Source organism: Variovorax sp. WS11 (assembly GCF_010499245.1).
Lineage (GTDB): Bacteria > Pseudomonadota > Gammaproteobacteria > Burkholderiales > Burkholderiaceae_C > Variovorax.
The window spans coordinates 366238-383802 of sequence record NZ_JAAGOW010000004.1; the positions used below are offsets into that span (position 1 = coordinate 366238).

Here is a 17565-nt window from a genome sequence, read left to right on the forward strand (position 1 = left end):
ACGCGAGTACGCATGGGAATTCGTGTGAGAGGTTTTGGGATTGAATGTGAGACACGGATGGGATTGAGAGCGGCGCGAAGCACGCTTGAGATTGTGAACAAGGGTTGCGGCTCGCTGCTTGCGCATTTCCCCGCGATTGCGCTGCAGGCCTCTCCTGGCTTTGAAGCCCCCTGCCCCACCGGACCAGCCGGCATCCACGCTGCCTGGAACGCTACGCGAGGGCCGCAATTCCAATGGATTTCGCCTGGGTCCCCGATTGCGCTCACAGTTCCCATCGTAAATTCGGCCCACGCAGTGGTTCCGTTTGAGGGGACGCCTCCGACCGGTGACGGTGCTGCTGCCCAACCAGCCCGCAAATGCGCCCCTCTGGCCGAAGTTAGCGGCCACGCTCTTCGATAGATCCGGGGAGCGATCGCCCCACGTTCGCACCTAGGATTTCATGCGTTGGGCGCTGCTGCGATCGCGAGCAGTTGCTTGTCGGTCGGCTTGTTCCAATTCGGCCCATAGGCGCCGGCGGCGTAGAAGCTGACCATCTCATGGCGCACCATGGGGTGAGTCCAGCCCTTCCCCACCAATCGTTGAATCACGGCCGGGTGGACATTTCGACGCACCAGGTCCTCTTGGAGTCCTTGAACAAGCTCGCCCTGACGTTCTACGGGCAGCGCCGCCAGTTCGGCCGCAAGCAGTTCGATGCGCTCGGCAAGCCATTTTTTCTCCCATTGGGCCAATCGCTCGCTGGACTCCATGGGCACGACTGCGGGCTCTTTGGCCGCCGCGACCTTCTCGAGTTCCTCCTCCTGCGCGGCCAAGTGACCGGGCAGTACGCTTTTCAAGTAGCGAAGTGGATCGCGCAATGGCTCCGGGAAGGCGCTGGCCGCGCGCTTCTCGACCGCCTCGATCGCGGTGGCGACCGCAGCATCGCCAAACTCCTCGATCAGTCGCTCGATCCTCGTGTGATCAATGCCCAGCCGCTCCGCGCTGGCCAGGACACCAACATCGACCGGTTCGGCGGCCGAGCGTTGTTGAAGCGCCAGAACCCGCTGGGGCTTCTTTCGTACGGTGAACTGAAGGTCCGACACGAACCGCCCCGACTTGAACTCGAGCATTTCGATCTCGATATCCGCCAAGGCATTGATCTCGGCGAGCGCGGGCCGCAGCGTATCGCGCTTGAAAATGCGGTACTCAAGGCGCTGCAGACGTTCGTCATCGGGCCGCCCCAGCAACACAGGCCGCCACCAGGACCATGCCTTGCGTGCCGTCTGCCCGACGCCCAGATACCGGGAACAGATCTCGTAGAGCGCCACCGCGGGATGGGAGCCCAGTTGTGAAATGACTTCCAGCGACAGCTTTGCAAAGATTTCCGGATCCAGAAGTTCGTTGCGCATGTTCACCGCATACGACCATTCGACAAAGATCTGCCCGCGTTCCTTGGTGAGCCTGGCATGCGAGAGCATGCCGCACACATCCCAGGTCTGCCACTCGCCCGCGGTGGGCGACTGCCACTCCACCAGCGTGGTGATCATCGAGCGCAGGTGCGTCTTGATGATCTTCATGTCCCCGCTGTTGTAGTCGAGCCCTTTGACGATGTCCGTCAGCGCGGCGCGAAACGTCTCTCGCTCCAGTCCCTGGTTCTGAGCGATGTGAAGCAGCACATTCCATGTCCTGCGGCCCAACGCCGTGATCTTGTTGTTTTGGGGGACCAGCGCCAGCGAGAACACGGGCTTGAGCAACGGCACTGCCCCGCGCGCGGGCGTCGACACTTCTCGGGTTGCTTCCATGGCCATGGCCAACTGTATCCGACCGTGAGCTTCATGTGAAACATGGATTCACTTGTCGCAGTCGCAACTTCTCTCCAGGGGTCACTGTAAAAGCTCCGCTTTCGCCACCGGGATGCGTGCGTTGACGGGCGCGCGCGTCACTGAAAAAGCTCCGGTTCGGCGGTTTCACGGGCAGATTTTGGACGCTAGGCACGCCTGGACCGTGCGGATGCGCACCCGACTGAGTCCACTCCGCGTCCGGCCTGAAGATCCTCCGGATGCCACCGTATCCACTCAGGCTTCCACCGAAAAGCCTCCAAAGCTCACTGTAAGCTCTCCAAATCATCCGCTAACTTGTTGATTTTATTGATTATATTCTTCACAAAGAACTAAAGGAGTTGAAGGTATTTGACCTTCTAAAAACCCCGAACGGAGTCTTTGGAGCTTTTTCAGGAGAGCAGATGCGTGGATTGGACGAAACTTCGACTGTTTGCGCAAAACACGTCCAACGCGCACAATCGCGCCGTCAATCACAAACTGGTTCAATGATGGAAATTCGACCCCAGATCACCCTGGCCAGCGTGCACCAGCAGGCCGAGGAAGCGGCGGCCATGTTGTCGAGCATCCGCGCGGCCATGTTGGCTCCGATGGTTCGCAAGGCTGCGCCCTCCTTCAGCGCCGACCAGGTGGCTACCCTGTGCGAGGCCACCTCGCGCGGCTCGTTCGCTCACCGTGTCGCGAGCCGCAAGGATATGCCTTCGGGGACATTGGTGTCCAACGGGCGCAAGAGGCTGTTCACCTTGGCCGAGACGCGCCAGTGGGTGCGGGATTACCGCAAGGAGATGCTGCGCCCGGAGGGTGCTGAGGCGATCACGATCTCCATTGCGAACTTCAAGGGGGGCACCACGAAGACCACCACGGCCATGACCCTGGCCCAGGGACTCACGCTGCTGGGCCATAAGGTGCTGGTGATCGACACCGATCCTCAGGCCTCGCTGACCACGCTCTTCGGCATCCTCCCCGATGTCGAGATCAGCGCCAAGGACACGATCATGTCGCTGGCCGATGGTTCGTCCATGAGCGTGCGGCCGATGATCCGAAGCACGTACTGGGACGGGCTGGACCTGGTGCCGGCCGCGAGTTCGCTGTTCGACGCGGAGTTCATGCTGCCCTCCCGCCAGGGCAAGGAAGGGTTGTCGGGCTTCGAGTTTTACAAGGTCCTGGATCTCGGGATCGATGACGTCCGGGCGGATTACGACGTGATCATCATCGACAGCCCCCCTGCCTTGTCTTACCTGACGATCAATGCCCTGATGGCGGCCAACGGCATCATCATGCCGCTGCCTCCCGAGACGCTGGACTTCGCCTCGTCCACCCAGTTCTGGTCCCTGTTCTCCGACCTGACCCAGACGATGCTGGAAGGCCGTGGACAAACCAAGAGCTTCGATTTCATCAATATTCTCTTGTCTCGCGTACCGCCCAAGGCGGGGCGCGGTGCGTCGACCACAGCGGATGCCGTGCGGGAATGGATTGGCGCCACCTACAAGGAGAAGGTGCTGCCACTGGAGATCCCGCGCACGTCGATCGCCTCCCAGAAGTCATCCGGGTTTGGGACCGTCTACGACAGCGAGGCGGGGGATGCGAAGGACAAAACATACAAGCGTGCCCGGGACGCCTATGACCTCTTTGTGCAGCACATCGAGGTCTCGATTCGAAACGGATGGGCCAGGCAGTTGCCGGCACTGGCAGGGGGGTTGTACGGTACAACCCCCCTGCGCGTGGAGGCCTAGCGATCATGACGGGTACGCAGCGGACCCCTGTCCGCTTCTCAAGCACGACAGCCTCCAGGGGGTTGTACCGTACAACCCCCCGTTCCCGGAGGCGGGTTGCATCCAGCTTTGGTCCGTGCAGGGATGCGCACCGCGCAAGGAGCCGGCACGAGAGCCGTACGCAATCTCGTTCACTCGCATGGCCACGCAAAGCGTTGGATAGAACATGAACAAGGACATCCGCAATGGCAAATAAAGATCTGGTGAAGCGCGCGTTCAGCGTCACTGCAAATCTCCCCACCGCCAGTCAGCAGCGGCAGGACACCGCATCAACGTCGGAGGCAGGGTTGGATGGCACGAAGGGCTCCGAAGCCCCTGCCACCATTGCGTCCGCCACGCCCAACAAGCCGGCGGCAGTTCCCGTGGCGCCCAAGACCGGGCCAGGCTCCATGCTGGCCTTCATGACCGATCAATCCGAAGTCCACCGCGAGGTGTTGCGCCTTCGTGAGCGTCTGAGCGACTTCGACGGCGCACAAGCAACGCGGGCGATTGATCCGAAGCTGATCAAGGCCTCCAGCTGGGCCAACCGGGATCTGTCGCACTTCAAGACAGAGGCCTTCACCCGTCTGAAAGAGGAGATTGCGAGTGCGGGCGGCAACGTCCAGCCGATCAAGGTGCGTCCGATCGAGGGTGCGGCCGCAGGCTCGCCGAGCTTCGAGATCGTCTTCGGCCATCGTCGGCATCAGGCATGCCTGGAACTGGGTCTCCCGGTGCTCGCGCTCGTGCAACCGGACATGAGGGATGCCGAACTTTTTGTCGAGATGGAGCGCGAGAATCGGGAGCGCGAGGATCTTTCTGCGTGGGAGCAGGGCGTCATGTACATGCGCGCGTTGGAGCAGGGCCTCTTTCCGTCTGCCAAGCAACTGGCCGCCGCCATCGATAGAGACCTGGGCAACATCGGCAAGGCGATGGCCCTGGCCAAACTGCCGGGCGAGGTCGTCCGCGCGTTCGGCTCGCCGTTGAATCTCCAGTTCCGCTGGGCCACACCGCTCAAGGATGCGCATCAGCGCGATCCTGAGGGCTTGCTCGCCGCATCGCGTGAGCTAACGACTCGGGTCCCTCCACCTTCGCCGGCGGAAGTCTTTGCCGAACTCACCGCGCAGGGCGGCGTCCATCGGCAAGCGCCAGGAACCACGGCGGAATGGAAAGACGACGCTGGCAAGCGCATCGCCTCGCTCGTCGTCGACCGGAAGGGGAGAGTGACCCTGTCCTTTGATCAGCCGATGGCCGAGGCTCAGCGTCGAAAGCTGGTCAAGCTGATGGACGGTTTCGTGGGTAGCAAGGCCTGAGGACGGGTCCGCAGGAAGAGTTGGCGCTGCACGTGGGACGTGATACTGGCACGCTGCATGGGCGAGTCAAAGGCGTGAAGGGTCATGTCCTGGGACTCCCGAATCGCTGCGAAGACGTACGCGCGCCGTGCCCCCGCGGGGCCTCCTTGCGCAAGCCCGAAAGCGGCTCACGGCGTTGGAAAACCGCGGCCGGCGGGGCGCAGTGGGACACCCAATTTGACGCAGCGACTTGCAGGGGAGGGCAGCGCGCGCTACCATTGCTAGCAAACTAGAGGAATGACAGCAATGGCGACGATCACCATCCGCGATATTCCCGAGGACATCCACGCGGCCCTCAAGGTCATGGCAGCCGACGCGCATAAAGGCGGTCGGCGCAGCGTGGAAGGCCTCGCCCGAACGCTGCTGGTCAATGCGACGCGCAGAAGGGGGCCGGGCCTGGGCACTCAGCTCGCCGCCATTGGCCGTCAGTTCCAGGCCAGCCTCGCTGCCGCAGGAGAAAGCATGGGCGACGAGGAGATCGATGCCCTGTTCCGGCGCCCGGGAGAGCGGAACGAACCGGCGACGTTCGAATGATCCTGCTCGATACCGACGTCCTGACAGAACCTCTGAAGCCTCACCCCGCCCCCGCCGTGATCGCCTGGCTGGACGATCAGGTGGTCGATCAACTGTGCATCAGCGCCGTCACCGTCATGGTCATGCTTGACGGCGCAGCCTGCCTGGGCGTCGGCGCCCGCGGATTGCGGCTCGAGGAAGCCGTCAACAGCCTGATTGCGCGATTCAGATGCTTGCCGTTCGACGAGTTCGCCGCGCGGTCCTATGTGCAGACGGCGGAAAGGGCGCGTCGGGCAGGGCACACCATTCACAGGGGTAACGCCCAGCTCGCGGCCGTGGCGCACGCCAATGGCATCGAGGCGGTGGCAACCCGCGGCACCGGGCCGTTCGAGGCGATGGGCCTGAAAGTGATCAACCCATGGACGGCGTAGCGGGGCCGAGTGCCCGATCACTGGAACGGCCAGCAAAACATCGTCGACGACCGGCCCCGGGCGAACCTTGGATCCCGCTTTCGGAGCGACGTGCTACGCCCAGAGGAGATAAAATCCTAACGCCAGCAAGGACTTAGGAAGATGATCTCGGAAAAGCCGCTGTGCGGCAGATAAAAACTGCATTGATGATTATGTGGATAATCACCAGGGAAGTCGCGTGCCATCGGCGACCCGGTTGTCCAACAGGGAGCGGGTGCTGGTACCGACGCCCGCAGCCTCCGCCCGAACCGTCCAGCTTTTAATCGGCTATCTTCATGGTGCCATGACCGCCATTCCCACACCATCGCAGCTCGCCCAAATTGACGACGAGAAGCTCGTGCTCCTGGCCACGAGCTGGCGCACGCGCGCTGGCCATGGCGATCGGATTGCCTTCGGCGTCGCGCACGCGCTCGAAGTCGAGCGGCGCCGCCGGCTGCGCCAGAGCCAGTTGGACCAGCTGCCGCCCGAGCCGATGGCGCCTCGCCCGTGGTGGAAGTTCTGGCAGATGTCGCCGTCGGACGCCGGCGGCGGGCCGACGCTGACGTGAAGAAGCCGCCACCGCGCAAGCTGCATCGCGGGCACTTCGCCTTCATGCGGGCGCTGGCCCAGGGCCTGGACGAACGGGCCAGCTGGGACCGCTACCTGCGGCTCGAAGGCGAGCACACCGATCTGCGCACGGTGCGCCGGACTATTGCCTGGATCCGCGACCAGTTCGCGGCGGCGGCGCGGCGCGAGCAGAAGCCGGGCACGGCGCGGCTGATCCTGCTCGATCCCGATCGCTTCACCGCCCCGCCGGCCCTGCCGACCCTGGCCGAGTTCGCGGCCGCGCAGGGCCTGGAGGACTTCTCGGAGGCCGAGCAGATCGAGGCTTACGAAGCCGCCTACCCGGCAGGGGGTGGGGGAGGGCAGGGCGCAAGTCAAAGCGGCGGGTCGGCCCGGCCGTCGCGCCGCGCCCGCGTCATCGACCACCAGCTGCAGGCGCTGCGCTGGCTCGAGGGCCTGGTGGTCCAGGATCCGCGCCCCAGCGACAGCGTGGCGGCCTGGCTGCACCCGTCGCTGGCCGCGAGGCTCGATCGCGCCGGCTTGCCGACCCTGGTCGCGCTGGTCGAACGCATCAACGGCATCGGTGCCCGCTGGTGGGCCCAGGTGCCCGGGGTGGGTGAGCGCAAGGCGGCCCGGATCCTGGACTGGCTCCATGCCAACGAAGCGGTCCTCGGGCTGCGCGTCGGCGTGCACGTCGCCATGCCGCGGGCGCAGCTGACACCGACCGCCTTGGCCTCGGTGGTGCCGGCGGCGACGGCCCTCGTGCCCTATGAAAAATTCCAGCTGCCCGCCGAGCTCGATGGCCGCGAGGGGCACTACCGCGCGCCGCAGGCCCGGTGCCGGCTCCTGGCGGTCAACGACCATGAAGCCATCGGCGCCTGGCTGGCCGCCCAGCGCCCGGGCGAGGGGAACAGGGAACTGTCGTCGACCCAGCGCTCCTATCGCAAGGAAGCGGAGCGGCTGCTGCTGTGGTCGATCCTGGAGCGGAAGAAGGCGCTGTCCTCCTTGTCGGTGGACGATGCGAGCGCCTACTGCGGCTTTATCGCCGACCCGCCGTCGAGCTGGTGCGGGCCGCGGCACCACCAACGCTGGTCGCCGATGTGGCGGCCGCTGGAAGGACCCCTCGCGCCGGCGGCGCTGCGGCAGGCCCTGGTCATCTTGCGCAGCCTGTTCGCGTTCCTCGTGAGCCAGGGCTACGTGGTCGGCAACCCGTTTGCGGCGCTCACCCTTCCGCCGCATCCGCAGGGGCCGCTGGGCGCGAGGCGGACCCTGAGCTTTGCGCAGTGGGACCATCTCGACGCCCTGCTGCAGGACCATGTCGACACGGAAGCCGGGCGGCGTCTGCGGCGCGGCATGCGCTGGCTCTATGCCACCGGGCTTCGTCTGGCCGAGATCACGAGCGTCCAGTGCGAGGACCTGGAGCAGGTCGAGCACGAGGCGGCCGACGGGACGACGCCGACCGGCTGGCTGCTGTCGGTCAGAGGGAAGGGGGGGCGTATCCGCCAGGTGCCGGTACCGGCGCAGCTGGTCGAGGAGCTTGGCGACGAGCTGGCGCGGCATGGCTTCGAGCGGCAGGTGGGGGCGATCAGCAACCAGGGCATCCCTGTGATGGCACGCTTCGACACAGACCTCGAGCGTCCGGTGGGATGGTCGGCCTCAGGGCTCTACCAGGCCATCAAGGCGTTCCTCGGGCAGGCTGCGACCCGTATCGACGGCATGGACGCGCGGCAACTGAGAAAAGCCAGCACGCACTGGCTACGGCATACGCACGGGTCCCACGCGCTGCAGGGCAGGGAAGGGCAGACGCCCGTGCCGATCCAGGTGGTGCAGAACAACCTGGGGCACGCGTCCCTCGAGACGACGTCGATGTATCTGGCCCACCGAGAAGGATGAAAGAATCAAAGCGATGCGGCGCCCTTGGAGCAACCGATCGGCTTGAAAGAGCGACGGGCTCTTTGGTGGCCTGGGGGCATTCATCACATGATCCGGAAAATTTGGAAGCTGCGGGTACTGCAGGCAGTTGGTCAGCAGGCTGCTGACCAACTCGCCCGTGTACGGCTGATTGAGGATTTCGGTTGAACGTCTGATCAGCGCGATGAAGGGGCGGCTCCGTTTGGTGCCGAGGCACTGTGGGCTCGAGCCCGGCAGCCAAGGAAGCCTACCCGGCAAAAGCCGAGTCCGTGCTGACCATGGCCAAACCGGAGTACTGGCCTGCCATCGAGATTTGCGAGCACTTCCACCGGCGCGTTCACCCGGGCCTGCGCCGCAGCCCGCTCGGGGCGTGCCACGAAGCGCTGCGCCAAGCCGTTCAGCCTTTGGGGTCGCGCTGCCCGACGGCGAGCAGTTCGGCCGAGCTTTCTGCGCTTTGACTGGCTGCCAAGCAAGTGGGAATTCAATGCGGTTGGACATCTGGTGCAGATTCCATGCATAATTCTGACCTGTCTAGTCAGATTCTTGGGGAGACTTATGCAAAGCTGGCAAATGCAAGCCGCGAAGGCGCGGTTCTCCGAGTTGGTCAAGCACGCGGCCCTGCAGGGGCCGCAAGACATCACCGTCCACGGACGTTCCGTCGCGGTGGTGGTGTCGCGCGAACTGTTCGACCGCCTAAGCGGCAATGAGCAGTCGTTGGCGGACTTCATGCGCGCCTCGCCGCTGTACCGCCGGGAAGACATCGAATTTGAGCGCGATCGCAGCCCGCCGCGCGAGCTCGAGTTTTGAGCTACCTGATTGATACCAACGTCCTGTCGGAACTGCGCCGCAAGCAAGCCGACCCGCGGGTCGTGACCTGGATTCAGGCGCGGCCGCGCCAATCCCTCTACTTGAGCGTGCTGAGCTTGGGGGAGATCCGCAAGGGCATCGAGGGCGTCACGGACGCGGCCTTTCGCCAGACATTGACGGACTGGTTGGAAGTGGAGCTGCCCAATTACTTCGTCGGCAGACTGCTGGGCATCGATGCCCAGGTCGCTGATCGTTGGGGTCAGGTACAGGCGCGTGCGGGCCGCACGCTGCCGGCCATCGACGGGCTGCTTGCCGCCACGGCCTTGCAGCACGACCTGACGCTGGTCACGCGCAACACCCGGGACTTCGAGGGCCTTACCGTGCGACTGATCAATCCCTGGGAGGGGTAAGACGCGCTTCGCGAGTGCGCACCGTCACACGTCCGAGGCGTTCCTGCTCAGGCCCGCCCTCTTTGTTTTCTCTCCGCACCTTCTGTCGCAGCCGGCTCCAAAGCAATCTGCGACATGTCGGCAAGATTTTGAAACTCTCGCCGGTCAAAACCGGCGAGGTGTTGTGAATGAAAGAGTCATACGTTGAAGGCTTAGCCAGCTACGGCGGCCCCGAGTCATGCGTACACATTCGTGAGGGTGTGGGCGAAGCGTTGACAGGGGTACGCGCGGGCCGGGTATCGAGCCGCGTAATACATGCCCCGCGGCGAGAGCTGCGGGTGGCATGGTCGGCTTCAGGGCTCTACCAGGCGATCAAGGTGTTCCTCGCGCAGGCCGCCGCCAGCGTCGAAGGCGTTGACGCGCAGCAACTGAGAAGAGCGAGCACGCATTGGCTGCGACACGGGTCACACGCGCTGCAGGGCAGGGCAGGGCAGGGCAGGGCAGGGCAGACGCCCGTGCCGATCCAGGTTGTCCAGAACAATCTGGGACATGCGTCCGTTGGGACCGCGTCCATGACCCGCACCAGCGAGAGGGAGCCCAGGCTCGCAGCAATGCGGGGGCCTGGAAGTCAAGACAAGATTGACTCGGGATCTATCACCCGATGATTTCCGCATTCAAGCAGCGGTTCACCACGGATGGCCAGAAGAGAATTCGGGCAGCATGTTTCGCCAGCGCGCAATGGCTCGCCGGTGCCCGCCCTCGAACGCGAGGCCGGTGACCTGGTCGACGAATTGCGCAAAGGAACATCAGCGTGAACGCCCGCAAAAGCCACGGCGAAGGCACATGCGCCCGCCGCTCAAGTCATGGTCCAGTCTGGCGCTGCAGAGCCCATCGAAACTCGTTCGCTGAAGTGGTCGGCCTCATCGAGTTGGTCCGAATGCGGCAGTTTTTCGAGGCGTACGACGGCGACGAGAAAGTGACACCGCTGGGTGACACGACGGCCTTGGACGCACAACTTGACCCTCCTGACGCAGGGCCAGTGACGGCACTGCGACGTGTTTGACATTGGCCAACACCCACCTCCCCCACAGGCCTGCCCATCGCACGCACGGCCCTTGCGTCGGCCGGCCGATGCCGGTTTGCGCCGGAGAATCTTCCCATGGCTGATCTCGATGGCACTATGCCTGCCCCCCAGGGCGATCTCATTGGCTTGGCCCTTGACCTTGCCATCTCGCCTGCCGGCCGGGTCTACCTGGAGCCGGCGCGCGGCGTGGCCGACGCCCCGGCATCGCCCGCGGCAACGCGCATTTGCAAGGCCTTCGAGCGCAGCGGCGCGCATGGCTTGCTGCAGCTGGGCGCGGTGGAACTGGGCGGCGCCCTGACCCCCGCACTGGCCTTCGGCCGCGAGTTCGCACATCTGTTCATGGTGCGGCTGACGGCCCTTGCCACATTGGCCGAAAACTGGGCGAGCGCCGAGTTGCCCGCCCCCCGCGCAGCGCTGGAACAACTGGCCGCCGCAGCGCCACCCATGACGGGTGCGGAATACCTCGACGGCGCGGTGCTCGATGCATGGTGGGTCGACTTGCACACGGCAGTGCGCGAGGAAATCGCCGCCGGCGGTGGCGAGGTCGATACCTGGCTGCGAGGCAAGCACCCGAGCTGGAACCTGGTGGGCCGCGTGTGTTTTCATCTGGCCGAGAACAAGAGCAACGAGCAGGCACCGTTCGCCTTTCTCGCCACCTGCGCGAGCCATGTGTCGAAGGACGCTCGCGTCCAGCACGTGCCCCTGGGGCGAGCGCTGCACAGCTATTCCGAGGCCCAGGATCGCGCCGGGCTGTTGAAGTTGCTCCTGCCCGTGCACAAGGCGGCCGAGCAAAGCCCGTGGCTGAAGGCGTTGGTCGATGCGGGCAAGGTGTTTCATCCGCTGGCCTGGTCGCCGCCCGAGGCGTACCAGTTCCTGCGCAACGTGCCCGTGTTCGAAGCCAGCGGCCTCGTCGTGCGCATCCCGGACTGGTGGAAGCCGCGGCAGCCGCCGCGCCCGCAAGTGCGGGTGAACCTGGGTCAGCACGCCTCGGGCCTGGGGCTGGCCACGATGCTCGACTTCAAGGTCGAACTCACGCTCGACGGCGAACCGCTTTCCGAGGAGGAGTGGAAGCAATTGGCCGCGGCGGGTGACGGTCTGGTCCGGCTCAAGGGACGCTGGGTCGAGGTCGACCGAGAAAAGCTGGACGCCGTGTTGGCCCATTGGAAGAAGGTGCAGCGCTCGGCCGCCGCCGACGGGATTTCCTTTCTCGACGGGATGCGCCTGCTGTCGGGCGCCGTCATCGACGCCAAGTCCAACGCAGAGTTGGCGCAATCCAGCGCCGAGTGGTCGACGGTCCTGGCGGGCGACTGGTTGCACAACACGCTCGCGCACCTGCGCGAGCCTGGCGAGTCAGGTGAGGCCACCGATCCCCAGCCCGAACTCAAGGCACAGCTGCGACCCTATCAACGCAAGGGTGTGCATTGGCTGTGGTTGCTCAACCGCCTGGGACTGGGCGGCTGCCTTGCCGACGACATGGGCCTGGGCAAGACCGTTCAGGTGCTCGGTCTGTTGTCGCTGCTCAAGCGTGAGCGCGACCCGGGGCCCCATCTATTGGTCGTGCCCGCCTCGCTGATCGCCAATTGGCAAGCGGAGGCAGCGCGCTTCGCACCCCACTTGCGGCTCCTGGTCGCGCATCCGTCGGCGATGGCGGCCAAGGAATTGGCGGCGTTCTCTGAAAAGCGGCTGGCGGGCGTCGATGTCGTCGTGACGAGCTATGGCACCGTGACGCGCCTTGCCTGGATGGGCGAAGTGCAGTGGTCGTTGGTCGTGCTGGACGAAGCACAGGCCATCAAGAATCCCGGGGCGCAGCAGACGCGCAAGATCAAGGCGCTCAGGAGCCGCGTGCGCATCGCGCTGACGGGCACGCCCGTGGAGAACCGGCTCGGCGACTTGTGGTCGCTCTTCGATTTCATCTGCCCGGGGCTGCTCGGCCCGGCTGCGACCTTCAACCGCTTCGTGCGCAGCCTGGCGAGCAGGGAGCACGTCGACTACGCGCCGCTGCGCAACCTGGTGCGACCCTACATCCTGAGGCGCCTGAAGAGCGACAAGCGGGTCATCGCCGACCTGCCCGACAAGACCGAAGTCAAGGCGTACTGCGCACTGAGCAGGCTGCAGGCGAGCCTGTATCAGCAGGCGGTCGACGCGCTGGCCAGGCAGGTCGAGACCTTGGAGGGCATCCAACGGCGCGGCGTGGTCCTGGCCTTCCTGATGCGCTTCAAGCAGATCTGCAACCATCCTTCGCAATGGCTGGGCGACGATGCGTACGGGCCGCACGACAGCGGCAAGTTCGCACGCCTGCGGGAATTGTGCGAGGCGGTCGCGGCGCGCCAGGAGAAGGTGCTGGTCTTCACGCAGTTCCAGGAAATGACGGGGCCGCTCGCGCAGTTTCTGCAAGGCGTTTTCGGGCGCCCCGGACTGGTGCTTCACGGCGGCACCGCGGTGAAGGCACGCGCGGCGCTGGTCGAGGCCTTTCAGCGCGAGCAGGGGCCGCCGTTCTTCGTGCTCTCGCTCAAGGCGGGCGGCACAGGCCTGAACCTGACCGCAGCATCGCACGTCGTGCATTTCGATCGGTGGTGGAACCCGGCCGTGGAAAATCAGGCGACCGATCGCGCCTATCGAATCGGCCAGAAGAGCAACGTGCTGGTCCACAAGTTCGTCTGCCGTGGTACGGTGGAGGAGAAGATCGACGCCCTCGTCGAAGCCAAACTGGGTTTGTCGAACCAGGTCATCGATGGCGGCGGCGAGACACTGATGACGGAGCTGAGCAACGACGAGTTGCTGCGCATGGTCGCGCTTGATATCGGCAGCGCCATGGACGAGGCCAAGGCCCGGTAAGAACGCGTCTTGTTTGGAAGAGGTCGGGGCAACACATGGGACGAAACGACGACGGCGGCTGGGCGCCTTACATTCCAGTGGCGCAAAGGCAGCGCCAGGCCAAGCAAACGGTCGCGGCGCTGAGCAAGAAAGGGCAGAGCTGCCAGCCGGTCACGATCGACGGCCGCGCGATCGCCAAGAGCTTCTGGGGCAAGGCCTGGTGCGACAACCTGGAGTCCTACAGCGATTTTGCGAACCGACTGCCGCGCGGGCGGACCTATGTGCGCAACAGCTCCGTCATCGATCTGCGCATCGAGAGCGGCCGGGTGTTGGCGCTCGTGTCCGGTTCCGATGTCTACAGGGTCGAGATCGGTGTGCAGCCGCTCGCTGCCACGAGGTGGGTCGCGATCATCAAGGAATGTTCGGGCAAGGTGGCCTCCCTGGTCGAGTTGCTGCAAGGCCGCCTGTCCAAGGCGGTGATGGAAACGGTGACGCGCCGCGGCGAGGGGCTGTTCCCGCTGCCGCGGCAAATCAGCATGTGTTGCAATTGCCCGGACGCTGCGTCGATGTGCAAGCATGTCGCGGCGGTGCTGTACGGCGTGGGTGCTCGCCTCGACGACGAGCCGGAGCTGCTGTTCCGACTGCGCCACGTGGATCCGCAGGAGCTGACTGGACAATTTGGCAACATGCCGGCGATGGCGCCGTCCGACACGCAAGGTGCCTTGGACGGCACCGATCTGTCGGCCTTGTTCGGCATTGATCTCGACGATGGATCCACGGCGTCGACAGCGCGGCCGCCGCCCGCCATGGCGCCGTCTCGCAACGGATCGCGGAAGCCGAAAGCCGTCGATCCGCTTCCAGGGTCGGCGCTGTCGGCGAAAGACGGCAAGACGCCAGCAGCCCCGCGACGCGAGCGAAGCAAGGCCGTCACAGCCAGCGAACTGATTGCGCGCGGCGTCGCGCGGCACATGATTCAGAACTGGATCGCATCCGGCGTCTTGCTGCGCACCCAGCAGCGCGGCCTGTATCGGACAACGGCACAGACAGAAACCCGGATCGTCGCCTATACAGCTCGAACGGTTCGCATCTGACGGGCTTTTTCCGTGGTGCGGCCGACGCGCGCCGCGCCATGGGAGCACCACACGCCATCGACTTCCGCAGAGCGGGCCCAAGTGGATCTCCGCCAGCGCGGCGACGGTCTCGGCCTGCCATGTGAACCGCTTCAGGACTTCGGGGGCTGGACGTCGGGCCGATGGCGAGCCGCTTCTCTTGATGCCATCGAACTTTCCCGCCCTCTGCTGATGAGTTCTGCGCGAAGCAGGCCATCGGGCCACTCACAGATCGCGGCGCGACAGGACGTGGGTCGCGTCGACGCCTATCCGCCTTCGCCCCAGGGACCCGACCCTTGTTGTCGTCGGTGACCCTTGGGTTTGCGGCGCATTTCGCAATTGCCATTGCAGGTGCGATTCTGTTCCCATACGCCTCGGGAAGGAAGAATAGCGCTCCTCAACAGCCGTCGCGACCTTCCGAGGAGGCAAGGACCCTGCATGACGATCTCGATCAGGTGGGGCCATCGGAAGCGTTTGCCCTCCGCATCGCATCGGCGAACTGGCCGAGCGTCATGGCCGGCATCCGTCACGAAGCCCGCGCGCAGCGAGTGCGCCGAGAACTGTCCCTCGACACGGCAAGGGCGCAGCGCTCCTTCACGATGCCGCGCGCGGCCACCGGTGCCAACGCCGAGTGGGCGCCTTTGCGGAGGCGGCGGGAGAAGGCGCCTTCCTGGATCCCGCTTGCGGCGAGCCAGGCCTGCAGGCCGCCGCGGCACTGCCCACCAGCGGTTTCACGTCTTCGGGACGCTCGATGCCGGCCTGGTGGGTCTTGGAGTGGGTGAGCGGGTAGAGGTAGGAGCCGGACCCGGCGTCGACGCGCCGCAGGTTCTCCATCGTCGCCGCGGCCACCTCGGAACGTCACCGACCGCCGGTTGCCCAGGCAAAGAGCAGCGGGGCGCGGTCGCGTTTCCTCCGCAGCGACTCGTCGCAGGTGGCCAAAAGGCCTGCAGCGGATCCTTCGTGAGCGCGCGCTGCTTGCGTTGGCCGCGCGCCGCGCTGCGCGCAGGCGCGGCGCATCCGCACCAGGAGCTCGCGTACGAGCATGCGTTCGATCGGCACGCGTGCGCGCAGGCCCAGCGCGCGATCGAGATGGATCTCGCCGGCGCCCGCCGCCAACCGCGCGCCAGATCCGCCACCGCCGGTCATCGCCATCCAGGGGCAGTGCGCGCAGCTCTTGCGCTTCCAAAGCGGGCGTGACGAGGCGATCCTGCGGATCTCAGCGCCATTGAGTAACTTCAGGGCTTCGTGCGATGGCTAGACTCTGCGCGTGAAAACACCTCTCGCCAACTCAGCGTCGCGGTTGTTTGCGACCTCGCCGCTGCGGCATCCGCGTTTCCGGCTGTTCTATTTCGGCTCGCTCGGAACGGCACTCGGCTACACGATGCAGACGACCGTCGCCGCCTGGGTGATGGCGACGCTGACGCCGTCCGAGTTCATGGTCGCTCTCGTACAGACGGCAAGTACCGCGCCGGCACTGTTGTTCGGGTTGGTCGCAGGCGCGCTGGCGGACATCGTTGATCGACGCCGGCTCATCCTCGCCACGCAATGGCTTTTGCTGGCGTCCACCGCGATCCTGGGTGCCGCAACGCTCGCCGGACTCGTTGGCCCGGCAATGCTGCTTGCGCTCACCTTCATGGTCGGTGCCGGCCTCAGTTTGTACCTGCCTGCCCAGGCGGCGAGCATCCACGATCTCGTGTCGAGGGAAGAGTTGCCGCGTGCCGTGGCCCTGGGTGCGGTCGCCTTCAACGTCGCCCGCGCGGTCGGTCCCGCACTGGCCGGGGGAATCGCCGCCTGGTTGGGCTCGGGGAGCGCACTCGTTGCCAGCTCGCTGTCGTTCGTCCTGATGATCGTCGCGGTCTATCGCATGAAGAAGCGCGAGCGCGGACTTCCGGGCGTTCCGGAAACCGTGTTCATGGGCGTCCTGAGCGGCCTGCGCTTCGCGAGACACTCGCTGCCGATGCGTTCGCTGCTGATCCGCAACGTCAGTTTCAGCCTGTGCGCGAGCGCGTTCTGGGCGCTGCTTCCGGTGATCGCGCGCGACCAACTCCAACTCGGTGCTGGCGGCTTTGGTCTGCTCTCGGCCGGCTTTGGCATCGGTGCAATCGTGGGAGCGTTGGCCATCCCAGGGCAGCTGCAGCGCCGATCGTTGAACGTTGTCGTGACGTGGGCTTCGATTCTGTGGGTAGGCGCGATCGCTTTGTTGGCGGCAACCGATGTCGTCGCCCTCGCGATCGTAGCGGCTGGCGGCGGCGGTGCGGCATGGGTTTCCGTGCTCGCCGGTCTCTCGGCCGGAACGCAGACCAGCGCGCCCGCCTGGGTTCGAGCGCGCGCCGTCTCCGTGAACCTTGTTTCAATGCAAGCGAGTCTCGCGCTCGGCAGTGCGCTGTGGGGTGCGGCGGCGGCGGCGGCTGGAACTCGACTTGCGCTTGCCGGCTCGGTCATCACCATGCTCTTGCTGCTCGCCATCAGTCACCGCGCACGCGTTGCGATGGGCAACGAGGCCGACGTCACTCCGGGAGCGAAATTGGCGGAACTGGCTATTGCCACCGAGCCCCAGCCGGATGACGGTCCGGTGCTGATTCAGATCGAGTACCGGATCGATCGTGAGCATCGTGCGGAGTTTCTTCGCGCCATCCATGCCATCGAGCCTGCACGACGTCGCAATGGGGCGAGCAGCTGGCGGGTCTTTCGCGATCTGGGTGAAGACGGGCTCTTTGTTGAGCGATTCATCATTGCTTCCTGGGCCGAGTACGTCCGCACCCGCGCGCGGGCGACCATCGCAGATCGAAGCCTGCAGGAACGCATTGAGCGATCTCAACGGGCTGGCGTTCCGGTGCGCATTTCGAGGTTGATCGGCATCGATCGGGAACGCGACGTCCTTGGCGACGAAACGCGCCACGGGTAACCTGCGTGGCGGTGTCCCACGTTTGCGGCTGTTGTCGGTTTCGGGGACTTCCAACACGTGCGCGGCGCCCGAGGCGTTTCCCTTCGAGGACGGGACAAGCCGGTCG

General features: G+C 65.2%; 13 protein-coding genes and 1 pseudogene. 12 read left to right on the forward strand and 2 right to left on the reverse strand.

The features are described 5' to 3' along the window. Positions 1-437: 437 nt before the first annotated feature. Positions 438-1784, reverse strand: a complete 1347-nt coding sequence (locus tag GXN78_RS31070; RefSeq protein ID WP_106559420.1) for a replication initiation protein — start codon at positions 1782-1784, stop codon at positions 438-440. A 518-nt stretch (positions 1785-2302) separates the two neighbouring features. Between GXN78_RS31070 and GXN78_RS31075 the strand changes: the two genes are divergently transcribed. The 11 genes from GXN78_RS31075 to GXN78_RS31125 all read left to right on the forward strand — a co-directional run bounded on the left by GXN78_RS31075 (position 2303) and on the right by GXN78_RS31125 (position 14536). Continuing rightward, positions 2303-3547: an AAA family ATPase gene (locus GXN78_RS31075; RefSeq protein WP_239143035.1), complete on the forward strand. Its 1245-nt coding sequence runs from the start codon at positions 2303-2305 to the stop codon at positions 3545-3547. A 224-nt stretch (positions 3548-3771) separates the two neighbouring features. After that, the gene (locus tag GXN78_RS31080) at positions 3772-4875 is read left to right on the forward strand and encodes a ParB/RepB/Spo0J family partition protein (protein ID WP_106559419.1); all 1104 of its coding nucleotides are present in this window, start codon (positions 3772-3774) and stop codon (positions 4873-4875) included. A gap of 285 nt (positions 4876-5160) precedes the next feature. Next, positions 5161-5448 carry a hypothetical protein gene (locus tag GXN78_RS31085; protein ID WP_106559418.1) on the forward strand — a complete coding sequence of 96 codons (288 nt, stop codon included), beginning with the start codon at positions 5161-5163 and terminating at the stop codon, positions 5446-5448. Next, a complete protein-coding gene (locus tag GXN78_RS31090) occupies positions 5445-5858 on the forward strand; it encodes a PIN domain-containing protein (protein ID WP_106559417.1) in 414 nt (137 codons plus the stop codon). Before GXN78_RS31085 ends, GXN78_RS31090 begins: the two co-directional genes overlap by 4 nt. A gap of 322 nt (positions 5859-6180) precedes the next feature. After that, positions 6181-6444 (forward strand): hypothetical protein, encoded by a 264-nt coding sequence (locus GXN78_RS31095; RefSeq protein ID WP_106559416.1) that lies wholly within the window; start codon positions 6181-6183, stop codon positions 6442-6444. Continuing rightward, positions 6441-8333, forward strand: coding sequence for a phage integrase family protein (locus GXN78_RS31100; protein ID WP_106559415.1), 1893 nt, complete (start codon positions 6441-6443; stop codon positions 8331-8333). Before GXN78_RS31095 ends, GXN78_RS31100 begins: the two co-directional genes overlap by 4 nt. A gap of 287 nt (positions 8334-8620) precedes the next feature. Then, complete coding sequence (locus tag GXN78_RS31105; RefSeq protein WP_146163142.1) at positions 8621-8809, forward strand: hypothetical protein; 189 nt, start codon at positions 8621-8623, stop codon at positions 8807-8809. Positions 8810-8906: 97 nt separating this feature from the next. After that, a complete protein-coding gene (locus GXN78_RS31110) occupies positions 8907-9158 on the forward strand; it encodes a type II toxin-antitoxin system Phd/YefM family antitoxin (RefSeq protein WP_106559414.1) in 252 nt (83 codons plus the stop codon). Continuing rightward, entirely contained in the window at positions 9155-9568 is a 414-nt protein-coding gene (locus tag GXN78_RS31115) for a type II toxin-antitoxin system VapC family toxin (RefSeq protein ID WP_106559413.1), read from the forward strand. Before GXN78_RS31110 ends, GXN78_RS31115 begins: the two co-directional genes overlap by 4 nt. A 1138-nt stretch (positions 9569-10706) precedes the next feature. After that, positions 10707-13466 carry a DEAD/DEAH box helicase gene (locus tag GXN78_RS31120; protein ID WP_239143036.1) on the forward strand — a complete coding sequence of 920 codons (2760 nt, stop codon included), beginning with the start codon at positions 10707-10709 and terminating at the stop codon, positions 13464-13466. A 35-nt stretch (positions 13467-13501) separates the two neighbouring features. Continuing rightward, positions 13502-14536, forward strand: a complete 1035-nt coding sequence (locus GXN78_RS31125; protein WP_106559412.1) for a hypothetical protein — start codon at positions 13502-13504, stop codon at positions 14534-14536. 1056 nt (positions 14537-15592) lie between these two features. Here the strand turns inward: GXN78_RS31125 and GXN78_RS31130 are convergent. Beyond that, positions 15593-15730: pseudogene (locus tag GXN78_RS31130) on the reverse strand (quinolinate synthase NadA); the annotation flags it as partial. A 91-nt stretch (positions 15731-15821) separates the two neighbouring features. On the opposite strand from GXN78_RS31130, the gene GXN78_RS31135 reads away from it, so the two are divergent. Continuing rightward, positions 15822-17459, forward strand: coding sequence for an MFS transporter (locus tag GXN78_RS31135; RefSeq protein WP_164255981.1), 1638 nt, complete (start codon positions 15822-15824; stop codon positions 17457-17459). Positions 17460-17565: the final 106 nt, after the last annotated feature.

Coding starts and splice junctions, on each gene's coding strand:
- GXN78_RS31070 (WP_106559420.1), bottom strand. CDS start 1,784: ATGGCCATGGAAGCAACCCGAGAAGTGTCGACGCCCGCGCGCGGGGCA.
- GXN78_RS31075 (WP_239143035.1), top strand. CDS start 2,303: ATGATGGAAATTCGACCCCAGATCACCCTGGCCAGCGTGCACCAGCAG.
- GXN78_RS31080 (WP_106559419.1), top strand. CDS start 3,772: ATGGCAAATAAAGATCTGGTGAAGCGCGCGTTCAGCGTCACTGCAAAT.
- GXN78_RS31085 (WP_106559418.1), top strand. CDS start 5,161: ATGGCGACGATCACCATCCGCGATATTCCCGAGGACATCCACGCGGCC.
- GXN78_RS31090 (WP_106559417.1), top strand. CDS start 5,445: ATGATCCTGCTCGATACCGACGTCCTGACAGAACCTCTGAAGCCTCAC.
- GXN78_RS31095 (WP_106559416.1), top strand. CDS start 6,181: ATGACCGCCATTCCCACACCATCGCAGCTCGCCCAAATTGACGACGAG.
- GXN78_RS31110 (WP_106559414.1), top strand. CDS start 8,907: ATGCAAAGCTGGCAAATGCAAGCCGCGAAGGCGCGGTTCTCCGAGTTG.
- GXN78_RS31120 (WP_239143036.1), top strand. CDS start 10,707: ATGGCTGATCTCGATGGCACTATGCCTGCCCCCCAGGGCGATCTCATT.
- GXN78_RS31125 (WP_106559412.1), top strand. CDS start 13,502: ATGGGACGAAACGACGACGGCGGCTGGGCGCCTTACATTCCAGTGGCG.